The following is a 21,718-nucleotide window of genomic DNA, read 5'->3' as shown; positions in this document are numbered from 1 at the left end:
CCGTTCGTCTTGCTGTGCCGCATGTATGCCCCGACGCTACCCGCTAGATCGGGCCCGACGCGACCGTTAAGGCCGAATCGCGTCGGTGGTATTCATGCTGTCCGTCTGGATGAAACATATAGCCACACGGCGCCCGTCACTCGCGAAAGGCGCGCTTTGCGTGTCTTTGGCGTGTCGCGGTCGTTACCCAACCGAGGCTGGTGCGGCGACCGATTTCCACTTCCGCTGGAGATGCCGACCCGGGTAGAGCATGGGCAGATCCCCAAGAAATCACCCTACAGTGGCCGGGTGGAATTGGCTCTGAACAGCGGGTCGGTCCTGATCAACGATGGCGGCCTGGCGACCGAGCTGGAAGCGCGCGGGCATGACCTCTCCGACCCGTTGTGGTCGGCCAGGCTACTGGCGGACGACCCGCACGAAATCGTCTCCGTTCACGCCGCGTTTTATCGCGCCGGTGCCGCGATCGCGACGACGGCGAGCTACCAGGCGTCGTTCGAGGGCTTCGCTTCCCGCGGGATCGACCGAGCGGAGGCCGCCGGGCTACTACGTCGCAGCGTCGAACTTGCGAAGACCGCGCGTGACCACGCGGGCGCGGGCGGGCTCGTCGCCGCCTCGGTCGGCCCGTACGGCGCCGCACTGGCCGACGGATCGGAATATCGCGGACGCTACGGCCTGTCCGTCGCGGCTTTGCGGCGATGGCACCGACCCCGGCTGGAGATCCTGGCCGACGCCGGCGCCGACGTGCTGGCGTGCGAGACCGTGCCCGACATCGACGAGGCCGAGGCGCTGGTCGATCTGGTCGGTTCGGTCGGCGCGCCGGCCTGGCTCAGCTACACCATCGACGGCACCGGAACCCGGGCCGGGCAACCGCTGGCCGAGGCGTTCGCCGTCGCCGCCGGGGTGCGCGAGATCGTCGCGATCGGCGTCAATTGCTGCGCACCCGAGGACGTGCTGCCGGCGATCGAGATCGCCGCGGCAGCCGGCAAGCCCGTGATCGTCTACCCCAACAGCGGCGAGCGTTGGGACGGCCGGGGCTGGGCGGGGCGGCGTTCATTTTCGGCGCGGCTGGCCACGCAGTGGGTGGCGGCGGGGGCACGCCTCGTCGGTGGCTGCTGCCGGGTCGGGCCGGCGGACATCGCCGACGTCGCGGCCGCCTTGCGCCCGGCGTGACCTACAGACCTACGCGTTCTGCGCGGAGAGCTTCCGGTACTCCAGGACGGTGTCGATGATTCCGTAGTCCTTCGCCTCTTCGGCGGTAAGGATCTTGTCCCGGTCGGTGTCCTTGCGGACCGTCGCGGCGTCCCTGCCGGTGTGGCGGGCCAGCGTGGTCTCCATCAGCGTGCGCATCCGCTCGATCTCGGCGGCCTGGATCTCTAGATCGGAGAACTGGCCCTGGATCACACCCTGAAGCGACGGCTGGTGGATCAGCACCCGCGCGTTGGGCAGCGCCATCCGCTTGCCGGGAGTGCCCGCGGCGAGCAACACCGCCGCGGCAGAGGCGGCCTGGCCCAGGCACACCGTCTGAATGTCGGCGCGCACGTACTGCATGGTGTCGTAAATCGCCATCAGCGAGGTGAATCCGCCGCCGGGCGAGTTGATGTACATGGTGATGTCGCGGTCGGGGTCCAGCGACTCCAACACCAGTAGCTGCGCCATGATGTCGTTCGCCGAAGCGTCGTCCACCTGGACGCCGAGGAAGATGATGCGCTCTTCGAACAGCTTGTTGTAGGGATTCGACTCCTTGACGCCGAAGCTGGAGTGCTCGATGAACGACGGCAGGATGTAGCGCGCCTGCGGCTGGATCTGAGGGTTATGGGTACTCACTGGGCTTCTCCGTTGGTGATGTGGGCGGCGCGCGTGATGATGTGGTCGACGAACCCGTATTCCAGTGCTTCCGGGGCGGTGAACCAGCGGTCACGATCGGAATCGGCCTCGATGCGTTCGATCGACTGCCCGGTGAATTCCGCGTTCAGCCGGAACATCTCCTTCTTGATGACGTGGAACTGCTCGGCCTGGATGGCGATGTCGGCCGCGCTGCCCGTCACCCCGCCGAGCGGCTGGTGCATCAGGATGCGCGCGTGCGGCAGCGCGTAGCGCTTGCCCTTCGTGCCGGCCGCGAGCAGGAACTCGCCCATCGAGGCCGCCATGCCCATCGCGTAGGTGGCGATGTCGCAGGGCGCCAGCACCATGGTGTCGTAGATGGCCATGCCGGCGCTGATCGATCCGCCCGGGGAGTTGATGTACAGCGAGATGTCCTTGTCGGCATCCTCTGCGGCGAGCAGCAGGATCTGCGCGCACAGCCGGTTGGCGACCTCGTCGTTCACTTCCGAACCCAGGAAGATGATGCGCTCGGAGAGCAAGCGCTCATAGACCGAGTCCGTGAGGTTGAGCCCTTGCGAGGGCGAACGCATGTCAGACACGACTGGTTTACCTGCTTTCTCGAGTTCTTCTATGCACCGACACTAACCAACCGAGCCCACTGTTTCGCGGTCACGCTCCCCCTCAATTGGGCGCTTTCGCTCACAGCGTCAAACCGGTCACTCCGTTTCGTCGCCGGGGGCCTCAGCTTCGTCGGCGTCTTCGGCTTCCTCGGCCTCGCTTGTCAGCTCGGCCTCGTCCGAACGCTTGCCGAAGAACTCGCTGGTGTCGATCGCGTTGCCATCGGTGTCGGTGACCGTCGCCGCCCGCACCACCTCGGCGATGGTCAGCCCGCGCCGCACGTCGGCGAACATGGCCGGCAGCTGGTTGTTCTCCTGCAGGTAGCCCAACAGCTGCTGCGGCTCGATGCCGTATTGCCGCGAAGTCGCGACCAGTCGTTCGGTCAAGTCGTCCTGGCCGACCTGGACCTCCAGCTCGTCGGCCAGCGCATCCAGCAGCAGCTGCTTCTTGACGTCCGTCTCCGCGGCGGTGCGCGTCTCGGTCTCGAATTCTTCGCGGGTCTTTCCCTGCCCGGCGAGCGCCTCTTCGAGCTTGGCTTCGTCGTGGTCGAGGCTGTGTAGCGCGTCGTGGAGCGAGCTGTCGACCTGCGCCTTGACGATCGCTTCCGGCAGCGGCACATCGACCTGTTCGAGCAGCGTGTCCAGCGCTGCATTACGAATCTGGTCGGCCTGCTGGGCGCGCTTGACCCGCCCAACCTGGTCGCGCAGGCTCGACCGGAGCTCCTCGATGGTGTCGAACTCGCTGGCCAGTTGGGCGAACTCGTCATCGGGCTCGGGGAGTTCGCGTTGCTTGATCGACTTGACCGTGACCGTCACCTGCGCGTCCTGCCCGGCGTGCTCGCCGGCCGCCAGCTGGGCGGTGAACTCCCGGGACTCATCGACGGACAGTCCGACCAGGGCGTCGTCGAGGCCGGCGATGAGCCGGCCCGACCCGACCTCGTGGGACAGGCCCTCCGCGGCGGCCCCCGGCACCTCTTCGCCGTTGATGGTGGCGGACAGATCGATGGAGACGAAGTCACCGGTGGCCACCGGACGGTCGACGCCGGTCAGGGTGCCGAACCGGGTGCGCAGTGACTGCAATTCGGCGTCGACGTCTTCGTCGCTGACGTCGATCGGGTCCACCGAGATCTTCAGCGCGCCGAGGTTCGGCAGCTCGATCTTGGGGCGGACGTCGACCTCGGCGGTGAACGCCAGCTCCTCGCCGTACTCCTTCTTGGTGACCTCGATCTCGGGCTGGCCGAGGGGCTGCACCTCCGAATCGACGACCGCCTGCCCGTACCGGGCGGGCAGCGCCTCGTTGACGACCTGGTCGAGGAGGGCCTCCCGGCCGAACCGGGCCTCCAGCAACTTCGCCGGCGCCTTGCCGGGCCGGAAGCCGGGAAGCCGCACCTGCTTGGCCAGCTCCCGGTAGGCGCGCTGGAAATCGGGCTCGAGTTCGGAGAACGGCACCTCCACGTTGATGCGGACCCGGGTGGGGCTCAGCTGCTCGACGGTGCTCTTCACGGGGGTGCTCCTCGGTGGTCGTTCCTGGCGTTCGGTGGGCCGTGTGCATGCGGCACGGGGTCGTGCTGGTCGGGGTGACAGGATTTGAACCTGCGGCCTTCCGCTCCCAAAGCGGATGCGCTACCAAGCTGCGCTACACCCCGCGCTGACCTCGATGATCCTAAGGCCCCTCACGTCCGGGTTAGCCACGGGCTTCGCGGCGACCTCGCGGACCCTCACGGAGCGATCACAAGACCGCGTCGATTAGATTTGATCTTCGTCGACAGCTACAGTCACGCTCGACTAGCACATGCGGGCGTAGCTCAATGGTAGAGCCCTAGTCTTCCAAACTAGCTACGCGGGTTCGATTCCCGTCGCCCGCTCGGGGTAAGGATCTGCTCCATAGAGAGGCGCCATGAGCGACGTCAAAATCCATGGCTCATGCGCGTCGGACTTCGTCGGAGTGCGCGACGCGTTCGAGCGCAACTTCGCGCTGGGCGATGAAGTTGGCGCGGCCGTCGCTGCGTGGGTGGACGGGTCCCTCGTCGTCAATCTCTGGGGCGGCTATGCCGACGCCGCCCGTACCCGGGCCTGGCAGCAGAACACCCTGACCACGGTGTTGTCCGGCACCAAAGGCCTGTCGGCCACCTGTGTCCACCAGCTGGCCGACCGCGGCGAGCTGGATCTGCAGGCCCCGGTCGCCCATTACTGGCCCGAGTTCGCGCAGGCGGGCAAACAAGACATCACGCTGGCGATGGTGATGAGTCACCGGTCCGGCGTGATAGGCCCCCGAACCCGGCTGCGCTGGGAAGACGTCGCCGACTGGGATTTCGTCTGCGCGCAGCTGGCCGCCGCAGAACCTTACTGGGCGCCGGGCACCGCCCAGGGCTACCACATGACCACCTTCGGCTTCATCCTCGGTGAGGTGTTCCGCCGGGTCACGGGCCGGACGATCGGCCAGTACCTGCGCACCGAGATCGCCGAACCGTTCGGCGCCGACGTCCACATCGGGCTGTCCCTCGCCGAACAACGCCGCTGCGCCGAGCGGGTCAACAAACCACACGCCCGCGACCTGCTGGCCGACGCGCAGGCGCCCGGCTACCCGGCCAGCCTGGCCGAGCACCCCAAGGCGGGGCTGTCAATCTCCATGGGCTTCGCCCCCGACGACGAGCTGGGCTCCCACGACCTGCAGCTGTGGCGCGAACTCGAGTTCCCCGGCACGAACGGTCAGGTGTCGGCCCTGGGATTGGCGACGTTCTACAACGCGCTCGCCCAGGAGAAGGTGCTCAGCCGCGAGCACATGGACCTGGTGCGGGAGTGCCAGGGCGGCCAGGAGACCGACTTGGTGCTCGGGCCACGGGTCGCCGATCACGGCTGGGGTTTGGGCTACATGCTCAACCAGCGGTGCGTCAACGGGCCCAACCCGCGGATCTTCGGCCACGGTGGCCTCGGCGGCTCCTTCGGGTTCGTCGATCTGGAACACCGGATCGGCTACGCGTACGTGATGAACCGTTTCGACGCCACCAAGGCCAACGCGGACCCGCGCAGCCTCGCCCTGAGCAACGAGGTCTACGCCGCGCTGGGCGTCACCTAGGTTCAGCGCAAACGCGGCTTGTCATTTCTGACAGCTGGGGCACCAGAACACGTTTCGGCCCTCCAACACGGCCGTGCGGATCGAATCTCCGCAGACCCGGCAGGCCTCGCCGGCGCGCCGGTAGACGTATGTCCGGGGCCGCCCGGCCCGGTAAGACGGGGCTCCGTGGTCGTGCTCGGGCCGCACCACGATGATTTTGCCGCGGCGCAAGCCGACCTTCATCAGCGCCACCAAATCGGTCCACGCCGCGTCGAACTCCGCCTCGCCGATATCCCGGCCGGCGCGGAACGGGTCGATGCGGTGGCGGTAGAGCAGTTCGTTGCGGTAGACGTTGCCCACGCCGGCGACGATGGTCTGATCCATCAGTAGTGCGCCAATGGGTCTGCGGGACTTTGTGATTCGGTTCCAAGCCCAGGACGGATCCGCGTCGTTACGCAGCGGATCGGGACCGAGCCTGGCCAGCACGTCGGAAACCTGGCCCTCGTCGATCACCTCGCAGACCGTGGGGCCCCGCAAGTCGGTGCCGTAGTCGGCGCCGACCATCCGCATCCGCACCTGCCCGACCGGTTCGGGAAGGACCGCGTCCACGCGTGGCCATTCGGTGAAGGCACCGTAGAGGCCGAGGTGCACGTGCACGATCGGTCCGCCTTGAAGGGGCTCGTAGTGGTGGAACAGGTGTTTGCCCCAGACGCTGGTGCGGCGCAACACGCGGCCGTCCACCAAGGCCGAATCGACGAAGCGGCCCTGCGGGCTCGACACCGCAACGGGCGCCCCACCGAAGCGGCGCTGATGCAGCCGGGCCAGCCGGTGCAGGGTATGCCCTTCGGGCATGGCGTCTCAGCCCTGCGCGCCGGGCACCGGGGGCGCCTGGTGAGTGCGCTCGTACTCGGCGAGGATGTCGATCCGCCGTTGGTGGCGTTCGGCTTTGGACCATGGCGCACGCAGGAAGGCGTCCACGATGGCCAACGCCTCGGGGACGGTGTGCATGCGACCGCCGATCCCGATCAACTGGGCGTTGTTGTGCTCGCGGGCCAGGGTCGCCGTCTCGACGCTCCACCCGAGCGCGCAACGGGCTCCCGGCACCTTGTTGGCCGCGATCTGTTCGCCGTTGCCCGAACCGCCCAGCACGATGCCCAGGCTGCCGGGGTCGGCCACCGTGCGCGTCGCGGCCGCGATGCAGAACGCCGGGTAGTCGTCCTCGGCGTCATAGGTGAAGGCGCCGCAATCGATCGGCTCGTGTCCGGACGCTTTGAGGTGCTCGATGATCTGCTGCTTGAGCTCGAATCCGGCGTGGTCAGAGCCGAGGTAGACGCGCATGCCCGCAATCCTTACACGGGCCGCTCATCAGTCGAATTCGGGCTTCTCGGTGCGAGTCCGCTTGAGCTCGAAGAAGTGCGGGTAGGACGCGAAGGTCACCGACGCGTCCCATAGCTTGCCGGCCTCCTCGCCGCGAGGGATCTTCGAGAGCACGGGCCCGAAGAACGCCACCCCGTTGACGTGAATGGTCGGCGTGCCTACGTCGTCGCCGACGGCGTCCATGCCGGCGTGGTGACTCTTGCGCAGCGCGTCGTCGTACGCCTCGCTGTGCGCGGCCTCGGCGAGTTCCGCGGGCAGGCCGGCGTCGGCCAGTGACAACTTGATGACTTCCTCGAGGTCCTTGTTGTCCTCGTTGTGAATCCGGGTGCCCATCGCGGTGTACAGCGGGTCGAGCACGCCTTCGCCGTGGGCCTGCTCGGCGGCGATCGCCACGCGCACCGGACCCCAGGCGTGCTTCATCATTTCGCGATATTTGTCGGGCAGGCCTTCGCGGTTCTCGTTGAGGATCGCCAGGCTCATGACGTGAAAGTGCACGTCGATGTCGCGGACCTTCTCCACCTCGAGGATCCAACGCGAAGTGATCCAGCACCACGGGCACAGCGGGTCGAACCAGAAATCGGCTTGGTCTTTCTCGGCGGCCTTCTCAGCCATAGCGCAGTCCTCTCGTCGGTCGGTACACCGTTCAGCACAACCGTAGGCGCCGCGCCCCTGTTCCCGCACCGACCGAGCTGCGGGCCGGGCACGTAAGTTGGACGCGTGGCCCTTCCTAATCTCACCCGGGACCAGGCCGTCGAACGCGCCTCCCTGATCACCGTCGACAGCTACCGGATCGACCTCGATGTCACCGATGGCTCCGGCGCACCCGGCGAGCGGACGTTCCGGTCCACCACCACGGTGGTGTTCGACGCGCTTCCCGGCGCCGACTCGTACATCGACCTCGCCGCCGAGACGGTGCGCGGCGCCAGCCTCAACGGCCACGATCTGGATGTGTCGGTTTACGACGAATCGACGGGCATCGCGCTGCGCGGTCTCGAGAAACGCAACGTCCTCGTGGTCGACGCGGACTGCCGCTACTCCAACACCGGCGAGGGACTGCACCGCTTCGTCGACCCGGTCGACAACGAGACGTACCTGTACTCGCAATTCGAAACCGCCGACGCCAAGCGCATGTTCGCCTGTTTCGACCAGCCCGACCTCAAGGCGACGTTCGACCTGCGGGTGACGGCGCCCAAACACTGGAAAGTGGTCTCCAACGGCGCGACGGTGTCCATCGAAGACGGCGTGCACGCCTTCGCCACCACCCCGCGGATGAGCACCTATCTGGTGGCCCTCATCGCCGGGCCGTACGCCGAGTGGAAGGACAGCTACACCGACGAACACGGCGAGATCCCGCTGGGCATCTTCTGCCGGGAATCGTTGGCGCGCCACATGGACGCCGAGCGGCTGTTCACCCAGACCAAGCAGGGATTCGGCTTCTACCACAAGAACTTTGGGCTGCCCTACGCGTTCGGAAAATACGACCAGCTGTTCGTGCCCGAATTCAACGCCGGCGCAATGGAAAACGCGGGCGCGGTGACCTTTCTGGAGGACTACGTCTTTCGCAGCAAGGTCACCCGGGCCTCCTACGAGCGGCGCGCCGAAACCGTGCTGCACGAGATGGCGCACATGTGGTTCGGCGACCTCGTCACCATGACCTGGTGGGACGACCTGTGGCTCAACGAGTCGTTCGCGACGTTCGCCTCGGTGCTGTGCCAGGCGGAGGCCACCGAATTCACCGAGGCCTGGACGACTTTCGCGACGGTCGAGAAGTCGTGGGCGTACCGTCAGGACCAGCTGCCGTCCACGCACCCGATCGCCGCGGACATCCCCGACCTGGCCGCGGTCGAGGTGAACTTCGACGGCATCACCTACGCCAAGGGCGCCTCCGTCCTCAAGCAGCTGGTCGCCTACGTCGGGCTGGAGCACTTCCTGGCCGGGCTGCGCGACTACTTCCGCAACCACGCGTTCGGCAACGCGACCTTCAACGACCTTGTCGCCGCGCTGGAGAAGGCGTCGGGCCGGGACCTGTCCGACTGGGGCCAGCAGTGGTTGAAGACCACCGGTTTGAACACGCTGCGGCCGGATTTCGACATCGACCCGGACGGCCGGTTCACCCGGTTCGCCGTGACACAGAGTGGCGCCGCCCCGGGTGCAGGTGAAACCCGCGTGCACCGGCTGGCGATCGGGATTTACGACGATGACGGCGCCGGCAAGCTGGTGCGGGTCCGGCGCGAAGAACTCGACGTCGAGGGCCCTGTCACGGAAGTGCCTGCCCTGATTGGTGTTTCGCGCGGTCAGCTGGTGCTCGTCAACGATGACGATCTGACGTATTGCTCACTGCGGCTGGACGCCGGGTCACTGCAGACGGCGCTGCAGCGGATCGCCGACATCGCCGAGCCACTCCCGCGCTCCCTGGTGTGGTCGGCGGCGTGGGAGATGACGCGCGAGGCCGAACTACGCGCCCGCGACTTCGTGGCGCTGGTCTCGGACGGTGTGCACGCCGAGACCGAGGTCGGGGTGGCGCAGCGGTTGCTGCTGCAAGCGCAGACGGCGCTGGGCTCCTACGCCGAGCCGGGCTGGGCGCGCGAGCATGGGTGGCCGCAGTTCGCCGATCGGCTGCTAGAGCTGGCGCGCGCCGCCGACCCCGGATCCGATCACCAGCTCGCCTTCGTCAACACCCTTTGTTCGTCGGTGCTGTCGACCCGGCACGTCGTCGTCCTGGCGGACTTGTTCGACCACGACCCGGCCGAGTTGGGGCTGGCCGGCCTGGAGATCGACACCGACCTGCGGTGGCGCATCGTGACCGCGCTCGCAAGCGCCGGCGAAATCGACGCGGACGGGCCCGCCACGCCTTTCATCGACGCGGAGGTACAGCGCGATCCGACCGCCGCGGGCAAGCGGCACGGCGCCCAGGCGGCGACGGCGCGGCCGCAGCCGCGCGTCAAGGAGGACGCCTGGACCACGGTGATCGAGGACGACACCCTGGCAAACATCACCGCTCGCAGCATCATCGCGGGCTTCGCCCCGGCCGGACAGCATGACTTGCTCACGCCGTTCACCGACCGCTATTTCGAGGCGATACCCGGCGTGTGGGCGCGGCGTTCCAGCGAAGTCGCGCAAACGGTGGTGATCGGCCTGTACCCGCACTGGAACATCAGTGAGGCCGGGATCGCGGCCGCCGACAAGTTCCTGTCCGCCCCCGAAGTGCCGCCGGCGTTGCGGCGGCTGGTGCTCGAGGGCCAGGCCGGGGTGAAGCGGTCCTTGCGGGCCCGCAGGTTCGACGCGGCCGACTAAACCGACGGTGGCGACCCGCAGCGCCCGGCACCGCCGCGCTCGCGATCGCCACTAAACCGACGGTGGCGACCCGCGGCGCCCAACTCCGCCGCGCTCGCCACTAAGCCGGGGAGATGCCCGCGCTGAGGACGCGGATCGCGCTGACCAGTCCGTCCACCAGGTCGCCCCGCTCGAACGCCGACGATGCGGCGGCAACGCCGAGCGGCGCGGACGACTCGGCGCCGCGGCCCCGGACCTGGGAGCCGTAGACCACTTCGATGACCTTCTGGTCGGGCGAGACCGCCAGCAGCACCGCATTGTCGGGCGTGGGCACCTTGGCCAGGATCTCGCGAGCCCGGGCGGCGGTGTCGCTGCCCAGGTCACCGAGGTAGATGGCGAACCGTGCCTTCGATGCCCGGGAACCGAACTTCAGTGCGTCGTCGATGGCGACGAGGTCCTTGGTCGGGAACGGGAAATGAACGGAGAGCTCGCCGGGCTCGGTGACTCCGGAAAGCCGTCCGCTGGTGGTGATCACCCACCCGTTGGGCAGCTCGCCGGGCTCGATCGTCGCCACATCACCATGTGCCACTGGCGCCACCTCCAACTGAGAACTCGTGTCCGCCGTGCCCGCCGTGGGTGTGGCCGACGTCTTCGTCGGTGGCCGCCCACAGGATCGGCGGATGCGTCCACTTCTCACCCAACTTGTAGGTCGCCGGGTGCGGTCCCTTGTGCGACCAGATCAGCACCGCCAGCACGGCCACCAGCAGCAACGGTATTCCGATGAAGTACGCGTGGATCTCCAGCATGCTCACGACGAAAACCGTATCCCACCGGGTGTTCTCGTGGCACACCCGGACACGAGATTGGTCAGGCCGCGCCTTCGCCGAGGTAGCGCGCCCAGGCCGGGTCGAGCTCCTTGACCGTCGACAGCAGTCGCCAGTGCTGCCCCGTCGGTGGCAGCGGGGTCCGGCGCAGCACCCAGCCGAGTTCGGTGAGCAGTTTGTCGCCCTTGCGGTGATTGCACGTCGAGCAGCACGCGACGCAGTTCTCCCACGAGTGGTCGCCGCCGCGACTGCGTGGCACCACGTGGTCGACGGTGTCGGCCTTCGCTCCGCAATACGCGCAGGAGAATCGGTCCCGGTGCATCAGCGCTGCCCGGGTCATCGGGACGCGGGCCCGGTACGGGACGCGGACGTAGGTCCGCAGCTGGATCACCGAGGGCACCATGATCGAGCTGGTGGCCGAATGGATCACCGGTCCGGCCGGGTCGTGATGGACCACGTCGGCCTTCCCGCAAATGACCATCACGATGGCCCGCCGCATCGGCAGCGCGGTCAGTGGCTCGTATGTCGAATTCAGCAGCAGCACCCGCCGACGACTCCACAGGGACGCGCTGTCTTGGCGGGTGGGGGGATGGGTATCGACGCTATGCAGGCATGACGCGGTCGGGGGCCCGGTTAACCCTGCCGCGGCCCCGGAACTGCGGTGGCTGCGGCGTCTCTTGCCCTGCGCCATAGATCCTCCGCGGATAGTCCACCATGATTCGCCGCCAATCGCACCCCTATTGCAGGTGAACGGCATGTCGTCCGGGTGAACAGCGGTTGTGCCCTCGGCCCGGCTCAGGCCGCAGCCGCCGCGATGGACCACAATGGAGGCGATGGATTCCGAGCCACAGTCCTTCTATGACGCCGTCGGCGGTGCCGAAACCTTTCATGCGATCGTGTCCCGCTTTTATGCCCAGGTCGCCGAGGACGAAATTCTGCGCCAGCTGTACCCCGAAGACGATTTGGCGGGCGCCGAGGAACGGTTGCGCATGTTCCTCGAGCAGTATTGGGGCGGCCCCCGCACCTACTCCGACCGGCGCGGGCATCCACGGCTGCGGATGCGCCACGTCCCGTTCCGGATCACTCCCATCGAGCGCGACGCCTGGCTGCGCTGCATGCACACGGCGGTCGCGTCGATCGATTCGGACACCCTCGACGACGAGCACCGACGTCAGTTGCTCGATTACCTTGAGATGGCCGCCCACTCGCTGGTCAACTCGCCCTTCTGATAGCCCAGCGAACTGAACGGAACAGGATGAGCCCCGGAGCATGGTGGTCGAACGCGGTCTTCTATCAGGTCTATCCCCGGTCGTTCGCCGACAGCGACGGCGACGGCGTGGGCGACATCGATGGATTACTGGCCCACCTGGATCACCTCGAGCGACTCGGGGTGGACGCGATCTGGCTCAACCCGGTCACCGTCTCGCCGATGGCCGACCACGGCTACGACGTCGCGGACCCGCGCGACATCGACCCGCTGTTCGGCGGGATGGCGGCCATTGAGCGGCTGATCCCGGCGGCGCACGAGCGGGGCATCAAGATCACCATGGACGTGGTGCCCAACCACACCAGCTCGGCGCACCCGTGGTTTCAGGCCGCGCTGGCCGCAGGGCCGGGCACCGACGCGCGGGACCGCTACTACTTCCGCGACGGCCGGGGTCCCGCCGGGGAGCTACCGCCGAACAACTGGACGTCGGTGTTCGGGGGGTCCGCCTGGACGCGGGTGGTGGAGCCGGACGGCAATCCGGGCCAGTACTACCTGCACCTTTTCGACACCGAGCAGCCGGACCTGAACTGGGAGCACCCGGACGTCTTCGACGATTTCGAGAAGACGCTGCGTTTCTGGCTGGAACGCGGCGTGGACGGCTTCCGCATCGACGTGGCGCACGGGATGGCCAAGCCGGCCGACCTGCCCGACGCGAAGGACGACGTCAAGGTGCTGAGTCACAGCGACGACGACCCCCGCTTCAACCACCCGAGCGTGCACGAGATTCACCGCGGGATCCGCAAGATCGTCGACGACTATCCCGACGCGGTGACCATCGGCGAGGTGTGGGTGCTCGACAATCTGCTGTGGGCCGAGTACCTGCGGCCCGACGAACTGCACCTCGGCTTCAACTTCCGGCTGACGAAGATCGACTTCGACGCCAGCGAGATCCAGCACGCGATCCAGAACTCCATGGAGGCCATCGCGATCGAAAACGCCATCCCGACCTGGACGCTGTCCAACCACGACGTGGGCCGTGAGGTCACCCGGTACGGGGGCGGCGAGATCGGGCTGCGCCGGGCGAAGGCGATGGCGATGGTGATGCTCGCCCTGCCGGGCGCAGTGTTCATCTACAACGGCGAGGAACTGGGGCTGCCGGACGTCGAGCTGCCCGACGAGGTATTGCAGGACCCGACGTGGGAACGCTCCGGGCACACCGAGCGCGGCCGCGACAAGTGCCGGGTTCCGATGCCGTGGTCGGGCGAGGCTCCCCCGTTCGGGTTCTCCTCGTCGCCCGACACCTGGTTACCGATGCCGCGGGAGTGGGCGGCACTGACTGTCGAGCGGCAGGCCGCGGACCCCGAATCGACCTTCTCGTTCTTCCAGCACATCATCAAGGTGCGCAAGGAGCGCACCGAATTCGACGGTGACGAAATCGAGTGGTTGGACGCGCCACGCGATGCGCTGATCTTCAGGCGCCGCGGCGGCGGAGCGGTGTGCGCGGTGAACGCCGGCCGGCGACCGATCCCACTGCCGCCGGGACAGCTCATCATGGCCAGCGCCCCGCTGGTCGACGGCGAACTCCCGCCGGACGCCGCGGCGTGGCTGGCCTGACCGGCCTCCCCCAAAGCCGGGGCGGAGCACTCGGTTTCGCATTGCGCATGGGCGATCGTCGGGGTGGCGCCGCGGGATAGATACCCTCTGGGGGTACTCTCGTGCCATGGCCGAGATCGAAACCCCGATTCCGGGTCTCAAGCTGACGTCGTGTGGGCCCACCGGCGAGAGGCGGGTTGGTGGATAACACCTTGCGATGGCTAGTGACGGCGCTCTTTGCCGTCAGCTTCGCGGCCTACGCGTATTTCCTTGTCGCCCAACGCCGATGCTGGACCGGCGTCGTGAGCCAGCTGCTGCACCTGGCGATGTCTGCGGTGATGATCTTGATGGCCTGGGGGGTTGGCATGAGCTTGCCGACCATCGTCGCACCGACGTGCTTCCTGCTCGCGGGCGCCTGGTTCGTCGGCATCGGCCGCCGCGCGCCCTGGGCCGCCGACGGCAGGCTGACGAACTACTACTACGCCCTCATGATGGTCGCGATGGCCTGGATGTACGGGGCGATGAACGGCAGCTTGCCCGGCCACTCGGATCAGGCGGGCGACGAAGCGATGAGCATGCCCGCACACAGCGCCGCGGCGGGCTTGCAGCACGCCGCACACCACATGCCGCACGCCGCGGCCGACTGGGTCAGCGTCGTCAACTGGACCGCGGCCCTGGGGTTCGGCGCGCTCGCGATTTTCTGGGCGTACCACTGGATGGCGCAGCGCTGGACGAGGTTGATGCCGCGCACCGTTCGACTCACCTACGCGCAAATCGTAACTCAAGCCGTCACCGCCGCCGGCACGGCGCTGATGTTCGCCGACATCGTTTGATCGGACCCGACGACTCGGCGCGTGCCTCATCGCTCCTCTATACCTAGTTACATGGCGACCTACGCGTGGACAGTGATCGGAGCCGGACCCGCCGGAATTGCTGCGGTCGGCAGGCTGCTCGATCGGGGCGTACCGCCGGACAAGATCGCCTGGATCGATCCCGCCTTCGCCGCGGGAGACCTGGGCGGTAAGTGGCGGTCGGTGTCGAGCAACACCATTGCCGGGACGTTCATGAGTTTCCTGAATGGCTCTGCGGCCTTTCGGTTCTCCCAAGCCCCGCCAATGCCGCTGGCCGAAGTGGACCCGGAGGAGACCTGCGCCCTTGCCCTGGTCGCCGACCCATTGGTGTGGGTCACCGCGCAACTGCGCGAACGGGTGCACACCTTCGAGACGATGGCCACCACCCTGTCCCTGCAGCGACGGCAGTGGCGGATCGAAACGCAGGATCCGGAACTGGCCTCGGACAACGTGATCCTCGCCATCGGCGCAGCCCCCAAGAGGCTCGACTATCCCCCCGACGAAATTCCGGTCGAGGTCGCCCTCGATGCCGACAAGCTCGCCGAGGTGCCGCTGGAGGGCGCGACGGTTGGCGTCTTCGGCTCGTCGCACTCGTCGATGATCGCGTTACCGCACCTGCTGCGGCTTCCGGTCGGTCGGGTGATCAATTTTTACCGTAGCCCGCTCAAATACGCTGTCTACCTGGATGATTGGATCCTTTTCGATGATACCGGTCTCAAGGGCCGGGCCGCCGTCTGGGCCCGCGAGAACATCGACGGTGAGCATCCGGAACGGTTGGAGAGGTGCTGGGTTGCCGCCCCGGACTTCGAAGAGAAGATCGCCGAGTGCGACCACGTCGTCTACACCGTTGGTTTCGAGCAGCGGAAGCTGCCCGAGACGCCCCAGTGGGGCCCGCTGCAATACAACCGGATGAACGGAATCATCGCCCCCGGCCTGTTCGGACTGGGCATCGCCTTTCCGGAGTACGCCGAAGATCCATACGGCTACGGGCAATACCGCGTGGGCCTCAAGAAGTTCATGGATTACCTGGACTCGGTTCTTCCGCTGTGGATGGTCTACAGCACGTGACGACTCACCCCGCATGCCGGGGTTTGACTCAAGATGATTCGGAACGTGATACGAGTCAGCGGAGCAGGAGCGCCGGGTCGCCGCGGCGCCGGTACACAGAGCCGAATCGGGCGTCGATGCGCAACCAGGTCGGCAGGATCCGGACCCTGATCATTTCGTCGGCGCCGACGGCATCTGGTGACTGCGGTAGGAAACCCATTGCGGTCAAAGCGAACACACACCGCATGGGCAGCCCCACACTCGCATCGGAGGAGCTCACCTGGATGACTTCCTGGTCGAGCAGCGATACGGGTGGGCCGTGCGAACTGCCGTGTTCCTTGGCAAGTTGTGCGCCGCGCTGCGCCAGGTCGAGCATCACCCGGGCGGGTATGTCCTCGAGGTGGGTGAAGCCGGCGTCCGGGGGCAACGCACCCCGCCACGCGGAGTCCATCGCGAAGCCGGGGTCGACGTAGCCCGCGTCGTCCATCGCGGCCAGGCCGCGCGCCAGGGCGTCCGCGCCCACCGACAGATCCTCGGGCCGCACTTCACCACTCACCACGCGACTGGCCAGGACGTCGAAACCGGTTGCCACCCAAGCCGTCAGCAGACCGGCCGATCGAGTGCGGAGGCGAATGACGGCGGTGTCGTCGAGACGCAGCGCGTAGTCGACGAACGCGGCCAGGTCCCTGCGCTGGGCGGCCCGGTCGGCTGGCCCCAACCAGAGTCCGCGGTCAACTACTGCCGAATCCACCGTTGCAGATACTCCCGATGATGTGGGGAGAGCCGCACCAGGCGCTCCTCCTCGATATGAACGGCGGCCAGCTGCGACTCGGCGACGACGGCGGGCTTAGACTCGGGATCGGCGCCGACCGAGCGCACTTCGTAGCCCAGCGTAAAGTCCACCGCCCGCAGCCGCTTGGTCCACATCGTCACCTGCAGCGGCGAATCGACCAGCCGCAGTTGACCTTTGTACGTCACCTTGACTTCGGCGATTAGCAACCCGATGGTCAAGATATCGACCTCGAATGCTTCGCGCAGAAACTGGACCCGGGCCTCCTCCAGAATCGTGACCATGGTGGCGTGGTTGACGTGCTGATACATGTCGATGTCCGACCAACGCACCGGCACGGGGGCGACGAAGCCGACGCTCAACTTGATGATCCTCTTCCACTGGTGCGGGTCATGCGCCGGATCTGACGCGCGGCCACCGACAGCGTCGCGAGATCCTTTTCCCCGCTTTCCTGAATTTCGATGAGGGTTCGGCGGGCCCGCTCCACCCTTGATGCGGATAGGTGTTCCCACTCGGCGATCTTCTCCTCGCCGCTTTCGTTCGGCTCGCCCACGGCGAGCACATCGAAGCACAACGATCGCAGCGAGGCGTAGATGTCGTCGCGAATCGCCAAGCGCGCCAGGGAATGCCAGCGGTCATTGCGGGGCAGTTCGGACACCGCGGTCAGCAGGCCGTCGGTGCCCAGCCGGTCCATCAGGGCGAAATAGGTGTCCGCGACCTCGGCGGCGTCGATGTCGTTGATGTCGCCGATGTCGATGATGTCCAGCAGACTAAATCGGTAGAGACCAGCGGCGATCATGTACGCCAGGTCGTTGGGTGCACCTTGCGAAGAGAATTCGGCGGCTTCCTTCTCGACGATCGCCTTGTCGTCGCCGCGCAACCACTCCGACATCCGCGGGGTCAGGTCTTTGACCTTCGCCGCGAACCGGTTGATCTCCGCACCCACGGCCAGCGGTTGCGGTCGGTAGTTGAGCAGCCAGCGGCCGGCGCGGTCGATCAGCCGTCGGGTGTCGAGCGTGAGCCGATCGGACATCGCGACCGGCAGATTCGCCGCGCGGATCCGCCGCCAGATCTCTCCCACGCCGAAGATGGCGTCGGTGGCGACGTACGTCCGCACCGCGTCGACGGGCCCGACCCCGACATCCTCGGTGATCCGGAACGCGTAGCTGATGCCGGCGGTGTCGACCAGGTCGTTGATCAGCATGGTGGTGACGATCTCACGGCGCAGCTGGTGGGTGCGGATCCCTGCGCTGAACCGTTCCCGCAACGGCGTCGGAAAGTATTGCGGCAACCGGGATGCGAACACATCCTGCTCGGTCAATTCGGTGTTCAGCATCTCCTCTTTGAGCCCGAGTTTGACGTGCGCCATCAGGGTGCACAGCTCGGGCGACGTCAGGCCGATGCCGGCCTCACACCGCCGGTCGATCTCCTTCTCCGACGGCAGGGCTTCCAATTCGCGGTTGAGCCCACGCTCGTCTACGAGGTATTGAATCTGCCTGCCGTGCACCGGCAGCAGGCTGGCCGCGTTGGCGCGGCTGGTGCCGATCAGGTCGTTCTGATCCTCGTTGTCGGTGAGCACCAGTTGCGCGACCTCGTCGGTCATCGACTCCAGCAACGCTTTGCGCTCGTCGGGGTCGACCCTGCCGGCGGTGACCAGCGAGTCGATCAGGATCTTGATGTTCACCTCGTGGTCCGAACAGTCCACGCCGGCGGAGTTATCCATCGCGTCGGTGTTGATGCGCCCACCCGACAGATCGAACTCGACCCGGCCCAGGGCGGTCACCCCCAGGTTCCCGCCCTCGCCGATCACCTTGGCGCGCACCTGACTTGCGTTGATGCGCACCGGATCGTTGGCGCGATCGCCGACGTCGGCGTCGGACTCGGACTCGGCCTTGATGTAGGTGCCGATGCCGCCGTTGAACAGCAGATCGACCGGCGCCTGCAAGATCGCCTTGATCAGGTTGGGCGGGGTCATCTCGGTGATCTCTGCGTCGATGCCCAACGCGTCGCGCACCTGCGGGCTGACGGGGATGGACTTGTGCTCGCGGCTGTACACACCGCCGCCCTCGCTGATCAACGACTTGTCGTAGTCCTCCCAGCTGGACCGCGGCAGGTCGAACATCCGCCGGCGCTCCTCCCACGAGGCCGCGGGGGCGGGGTCGGGGTCGAGGAACACGTGCCGGTGATCGAAGGCGGCGATCAACCTGATGTGCTTGGAGAGCAGCATGCCGTTGCCGAACACGTCACCGCTCATATCGCCGATGCCCACCACCGTGAAGTCCTCGGCCTGGGTGTCGACGCCCATCTCCCGGAAGTGTCGCTTGACGGCCTCCCACGCACCCCTGGCCGTGATGCCCATCGCCTTGTGGTCGTAGCCCACCGATCCGCCGGACGCGAAGGCGTCACCCAGCCAGAAGCCGTAGGACTTCGCCACGTCGTTGGCGATGTCGGAGAAGGTCGCGGTGCCCTTGTCGGCGGCCACCACCAGGTAGGCGTCGTCACCGTCGCGCCGTATCACCTCGGGCGGCGGGCTGACCTTTCTCGTTTTGTGGTCGACGTTGTCGGTCACATCGAGCAGGCCGGAGATGAACAGCTGATAGCAGGCGACGCCCTCGGCGCGGGTGGCATCGCGGTCCTCCGCCTGATCGCCGGTCGCCAGCGGCGGCCGCTTGACGACGAAGCCGCCCTTGGCGCCAACCGGCACGATGACGGCGTTCTTCACCGCCTGCGCCTTGACCAGGCCGAGGATCTCGGTGCGGAAATCGTCGCGGCGGTCCGACCAGCGCAGCCCGCCGCGGGCCACCGGGCCGAACCGCAGGTGCACACCTTCGACGCGGGGCGAATAGACGAAGATCTCGTACTTGGGACGCGGCAGCGGCAATTCGTCGATGAGCTGCGCATTCAGCTTGAGTGCCAACACGTTTCGGGCGCGTGCCGAACGCTCGCGCGTCACAAAGTAATTGGTGCGCAGCGTCGCCTGAACCAGCGATGCGAACGCCCGCAGGATGCGGTCGGTGTCCAGGCTCATCAGCGCGTCGATGTCGGCGGCCACCGCGGCCGCCGCCGCTTGTGCGTCACGGTTGACTGACGCGCCCGACGGCCGGGGATCGAAGAGCGCCTCGAATAGGGCGACCAGCGATCGCGCGGTGGACGGGTGCTCGTTCAGCACCGACTCGATATAGGACTGGCTGTAGGGAAAGCCCACCTGCCGTAAGTACTTCGCATAGGCGCGCAGCAGCACGACCTGCTGCCAGGTCAGCCGGGCGCGCATGACCAGCTCGTTGAACCGGTCGATCTCGACGCGACCTTGCCAGATCGCGGTGACCGCATCGGCGAACCGCTGTGCGGTCGCGTCGCGGTCGGCAGTGGTCGTCGCCGGCGCGATCGTGGGGTGCGTAGAAATCTTGAACTGATAGATCCATACCGGCAGCCCGTCCGGGCGGGTGACGGTGAACGGTCGCTCCTCGAGCACCACCACGCCCATGCTCTGCAACATGGGCAGCAGCTGGCTCAGTGAGGCGGTGCGCCCGCCCAGAAACCAGGTCAGCTGGGCGGCCCCGTCCTCGCCTCGCTCGGAGAACACCAGCTTGACCGAATTATCATGCAGCCCTTCGATGATGCCGATGTGCTCGATGGCATCGGCCGGGGTGACGGCTTGCTTGTAGACCTCGGAGAAAGCGGTGCCGTAGTGCTCGGCATCGGCCTGGTCGACGGAGCCTTCCGCGGCGGCCCCGATCAACCGGTCGGTCCAGGTCCGCGCGGCTTCGCTCAGCAGTCCCTGGATGCGGACCCGGTTGGCTTCGGAGACGTCGACCGGCGCCGCGTCTTCCGGCAACCGCACCATGAAATGCATGAGGGCCCAAGGCGATTCGCTAACGCGCGCGGTGAATTCGAGCCGCGTGCCACCGAACTCGCGGACCAGAATGTCCTCGATTTGCAACCGCACCTGCGTGGTGTAGCGATCGCGGGGCAGGTAGACCAGGCACGAGACGAAGTACTGGAGCCGATCGGCGCGCAGGAACAACAACGCCCGCCGTTGGGATCCCAGATCCACCACGGCTTTGGCCATCGTCAAGAGCCGTTCGGCGCTCAACGTGAACAGCTCTGAGCGCGGGACGGTTTGAATGACGTCGAGCAGCAGCTGGCCGGGGTGGATCGGGTCGCTGTCGGCCAGGGCGAGCGCGTCGCGCACTCGGGTCGAGATCGTGGGGATTTCCAGAACGTCCGCGTTCATGGCGGCGACGGTGAAGAGTCCGACGAAGCGGTGCTCGACCACGCCGTCGTCGCCGCCGACATTTTCCCGAACCGCGACGGCGTACGGATAGGCACCGTAGCGCAGGTAGCTGCCGACGACCGATTGCGCCAACACCAGCAATTTGTCGTCATCCGTCAGCCGAGGGCGGGCACCGGTGCGGGAGCGCAGGACGCCCAGCCCGGGTGACCCGTCGCCGGAGACGAAACGATCGTGCACGCGGCAACGTTGGTAGCCGAGCAGCAGAAAGTTACCGTTGCCCAGCCAGCGCAGCAGCGCCGCGACATCGGCGCGGTCGGGGGCCGAGAAGTGGCCCTGGGCGTTGGTTTCCACTTCCGCGGCCAGGCCGCTCAGGGTGGCGATCAACTCGCCCGCGTCGCTGGCGACCTGTTGCACGTCGGACAGCACCTTGGGCAACAACCGTTCGACCTCGGCGAGGCCCTTGCTGTCGACCGAGGGCAGCAGTTGCACGTGTATCCACGCCTCGCCCACGTATTGCGGGGCACCGGGCGGTTTCGACTCGACGCTGACCAGGTCGCCCGCAGGGTTGCGGTGAACCTCGAACACCGGGGTCATGATGGCCGCGTAGGGCACACCGAGGCGGTGCAGCAGCACCGTGACGGAGTCCAACAGCATGCCGCCGTGGTCGGTGACGACTTGCAGCGCGGGCCCGAATCCGGCCGGGTCGTCCGCGGGGTAGACCGCGACCCGGCTTTGGCCGGCGGGACGGTGCTCACCGAGCCGATAGTGCGCGCCGAGCATGGCGGGGGTCACGATCGCGGTCGGGACGGTCAGGTCGATTGGGCCGGATTCCGCCCCGGGTTCGTCGCCGTGCGGGCCGCGATAGCTCTCGATATAGGCCTTCGCGATCCAGTCGGGGATGTCCTGCTGCCGGGTGAATGCGGTCCACGGCTTGAGCGCCTGCTTGGCTCCGGGATCAATCGTCATGCCGATGGCTCCCAACTCGTGACGAACGCCACTGCGCTCAACCGCCCACTTCCCCCGCAAGCG

The 21,718-nt window shown here is 67.0% G+C and carries 19 protein-coding genes and 2 tRNA genes; 8 read left to right on the top strand and 13 right to left on the bottom strand.

Going from position 1 to position 21,718, the window contains the following annotated elements; translation table 11 throughout:
* Positions 1 to 294 precede the first annotated feature (294 nt).
* Entirely contained in the window at positions 295 to 1,170 is an 876-nt protein-coding gene (gene mmuM, locus A5750_RS03135) for a homocysteine S-methyltransferase (RefSeq protein ID WP_369817343.1), read from the top strand.
* Between the two features lie 9 nt (positions 1,171 to 1,179).
* Here the strand turns inward: mmuM and clpP2 are convergent, their stop codons facing one another.
* The 4 genes from clpP2 to A5750_RS03115 all read right to left on the bottom strand — a co-directional run bounded on the left by clpP2 (position 1,180) and on the right by A5750_RS03115 (position 4,084).
* Positions 1,180 to 1,824 (bottom strand): ATP-dependent CLP protease proteolytic subunit ClpP2, encoded by a 645-nt coding sequence (gene clpP2, locus A5750_RS03130; protein WP_066958371.1) that lies wholly within the window; start codon positions 1,822 to 1,824, stop codon positions 1,180 to 1,182.
* Entirely contained in the window at positions 1,821 to 2,411 is a 591-nt protein-coding gene (clpP1, locus tag A5750_RS03125; RefSeq protein ID WP_066958374.1) for an ATP-dependent CLP protease proteolytic subunit ClpP1, read from the bottom strand. The genes clpP2 and clpP1 overlap by 4 nt, the downstream gene beginning before the upstream one ends.
* A 126-nt stretch (positions 2,412 to 2,537) precedes the next feature.
* Positions 2,538 to 3,941 carry a trigger factor gene (gene tig / locus A5750_RS03120; RefSeq protein WP_067261129.1) on the bottom strand — a complete coding sequence of 468 codons (1,404 nt, stop codon included), beginning with the start codon at positions 3,939 to 3,941 and terminating at the stop codon, positions 2,538 to 2,540.
* Positions 3,942 to 4,007: 66 nt separating this feature from the next.
* A tRNA-Pro gene (locus tag A5750_RS03115) sits at positions 4,008 to 4,084 on the bottom strand.
* Positions 4,085 to 4,232: 148 nt separating this feature from the next.
* Here A5750_RS03115 and A5750_RS03110 point away from each other — a divergent pair.
* Together A5750_RS03110 and A5750_RS03105 are read left to right on the top strand one after the other, a co-directional pair.
* A tRNA-Gly gene (locus A5750_RS03110) sits at positions 4,233 to 4,303 on the top strand.
* Positions 4,304 to 4,335: 32 nt separating this feature from the next.
* Positions 4,336 to 5,514: a serine hydrolase domain-containing protein gene (locus tag A5750_RS03105; RefSeq protein ID WP_066958378.1), complete on the top strand. Its 1,179-nt coding sequence runs from the start codon at positions 4,336 to 4,338 to the stop codon at positions 5,512 to 5,514.
* Between the two features lie 21 nt (positions 5,515 to 5,535).
* Here the strand turns inward: A5750_RS03105 and A5750_RS03100 are convergent, their stop codons facing one another.
* Genes A5750_RS03100 through A5750_RS03090 form a run of 3 tightly spaced genes read right to left on the bottom strand, consistent with a single transcriptional unit; the run spans position 5,536 to position 7,482 of the window.
* Positions 5,536 to 6,345 carry an Fpg/Nei family DNA glycosylase gene (locus A5750_RS03100; protein ID WP_067261127.1) on the bottom strand — a complete coding sequence of 270 codons (810 nt, stop codon included), beginning with the start codon at positions 6,343 to 6,345 and terminating at the stop codon, positions 5,536 to 5,538.
* Between the two features lie 6 nt (positions 6,346 to 6,351).
* Complete coding sequence (locus A5750_RS03095; protein ID WP_066958382.1) at positions 6,352 to 6,831, bottom strand: ribose-5-phosphate isomerase; 480 nt, start codon at positions 6,829 to 6,831, stop codon at positions 6,352 to 6,354.
* Between the two features lie 27 nt (positions 6,832 to 6,858).
* Entirely contained in the window at positions 6,859 to 7,482 is a 624-nt protein-coding gene (locus tag A5750_RS03090) for a DsbA family protein (protein WP_067261124.1), read from the bottom strand.
* Positions 7,483 to 7,587: 105 nt separating this feature from the next.
* On the opposite strand from A5750_RS03090, the gene pepN reads away from it, so the two are divergent.
* The gene (pepN, locus tag A5750_RS03085) at positions 7,588 to 10,164 is read left to right on the top strand and encodes an aminopeptidase N (RefSeq protein WP_066958386.1); all 2,577 of its coding nucleotides are present in this window, start codon (positions 7,588 to 7,590) and stop codon (positions 10,162 to 10,164) included.
* Positions 10,165 to 10,264: 100 nt separating this feature from the next.
* Here pepN and A5750_RS03080 read toward each other — a convergent pair whose 3' ends face one another.
* The 3 genes from A5750_RS03080 to A5750_RS03070 form a co-directional block, all read right to left on the bottom strand.
* A complete protein-coding gene (locus A5750_RS03080; protein ID WP_066958388.1) occupies positions 10,265 to 10,732 on the bottom strand; it encodes a DUF5130 domain-containing protein in 468 nt (155 codons plus the stop codon).
* Entirely contained in the window at positions 10,719 to 10,946 is a 228-nt protein-coding gene (locus tag A5750_RS03075) for a hypothetical protein (RefSeq protein WP_066958666.1), read from the bottom strand. Before A5750_RS03075 ends, A5750_RS03080 begins: the two co-directional genes overlap by 14 nt.
* Positions 10,947 to 11,010: 64 nt before the next feature.
* Positions 11,011 to 11,658, bottom strand: coding sequence for an HNH endonuclease (locus tag A5750_RS03070; RefSeq protein ID WP_066958390.1), 648 nt, complete (start codon positions 11,656 to 11,658; stop codon positions 11,011 to 11,013).
* A 142-nt stretch (positions 11,659 to 11,800) separates the two neighbouring features.
* Here A5750_RS03070 and A5750_RS03065 point away from each other — a divergent pair, with 142 nt between their 5' ends.
* The 4 genes from A5750_RS03065 to A5750_RS03050 all read left to right on the top strand — a co-directional run bounded on the left by A5750_RS03065 (position 11,801) and on the right by A5750_RS03050 (position 15,686).
* Positions 11,801 to 12,196 carry a globin gene (locus A5750_RS03065; RefSeq protein WP_066958669.1) on the top strand — a complete coding sequence of 132 codons (396 nt, stop codon included), beginning with the start codon at positions 11,801 to 11,803 and terminating at the stop codon, positions 12,194 to 12,196.
* Between the two features lie 26 nt (positions 12,197 to 12,222).
* Positions 12,223 to 13,788 carry an alpha-amylase family glycosyl hydrolase gene (locus A5750_RS03060; protein WP_066958392.1) on the top strand — a complete coding sequence of 522 codons (1,566 nt, stop codon included), beginning with the start codon at positions 12,223 to 12,225 and terminating at the stop codon, positions 13,786 to 13,788.
* 203 nt (positions 13,789 to 13,991) lie between these two features.
* Positions 13,992 to 14,600, top strand: coding sequence for a DUF5134 domain-containing protein (locus A5750_RS03055; protein WP_082959022.1), 609 nt, complete (start codon positions 13,992 to 13,994; stop codon positions 14,598 to 14,600).
* A 72-nt stretch (positions 14,601 to 14,672) separates the two neighbouring features.
* Positions 14,673 to 15,686: an FAD/NAD(P)-binding protein gene (locus A5750_RS03050; RefSeq protein WP_066958671.1), complete on the top strand. Its 1,014-nt coding sequence runs from the start codon at positions 14,673 to 14,675 to the stop codon at positions 15,684 to 15,686.
* Between the two features lie 55 nt (positions 15,687 to 15,741).
* Here A5750_RS03050 and A5750_RS03045 read toward each other — a convergent pair whose 3' ends face one another.
* From A5750_RS03045 to A5750_RS03035, 3 genes are read right to left on the bottom strand one after another with little or no spacing between them, the layout of a single operon-like run.
* Entirely contained in the window at positions 15,742 to 16,416 is a 675-nt protein-coding gene (locus tag A5750_RS03045) for a hypothetical protein (RefSeq protein WP_067261119.1), read from the bottom strand.
* On the bottom strand, positions 16,401 to 16,817 hold the full coding sequence (locus A5750_RS03040; RefSeq protein ID WP_066958398.1) for a thioesterase family protein: 417 nt from the start codon (positions 16,815 to 16,817) through the stop codon (positions 16,401 to 16,403). Before A5750_RS03040 ends, A5750_RS03045 begins: the two co-directional genes overlap by 16 nt.
* Complete coding sequence (locus tag A5750_RS03035) at positions 16,814 to 21,655, bottom strand: NAD-glutamate dehydrogenase (RefSeq protein ID WP_067261117.1); 4,842 nt, start codon at positions 21,653 to 21,655, stop codon at positions 16,814 to 16,816. Before A5750_RS03035 ends, A5750_RS03040 begins: the two co-directional genes overlap by 4 nt.
* Positions 21,656 to 21,718 lie beyond the last annotated feature (63 nt).

The organism is Mycobacterium sp. 852002-51613_SCH5001154 (assembly GCF_001667425.1).
GTDB lineage: Bacteria > Actinomycetota > Actinomycetes > Mycobacteriales > Mycobacteriaceae > Mycobacterium.
The sequence above is the reverse complement of the archived record's forward strand: the minus strand, read 5'-3'. Positions and strand labels throughout refer to the sequence as shown.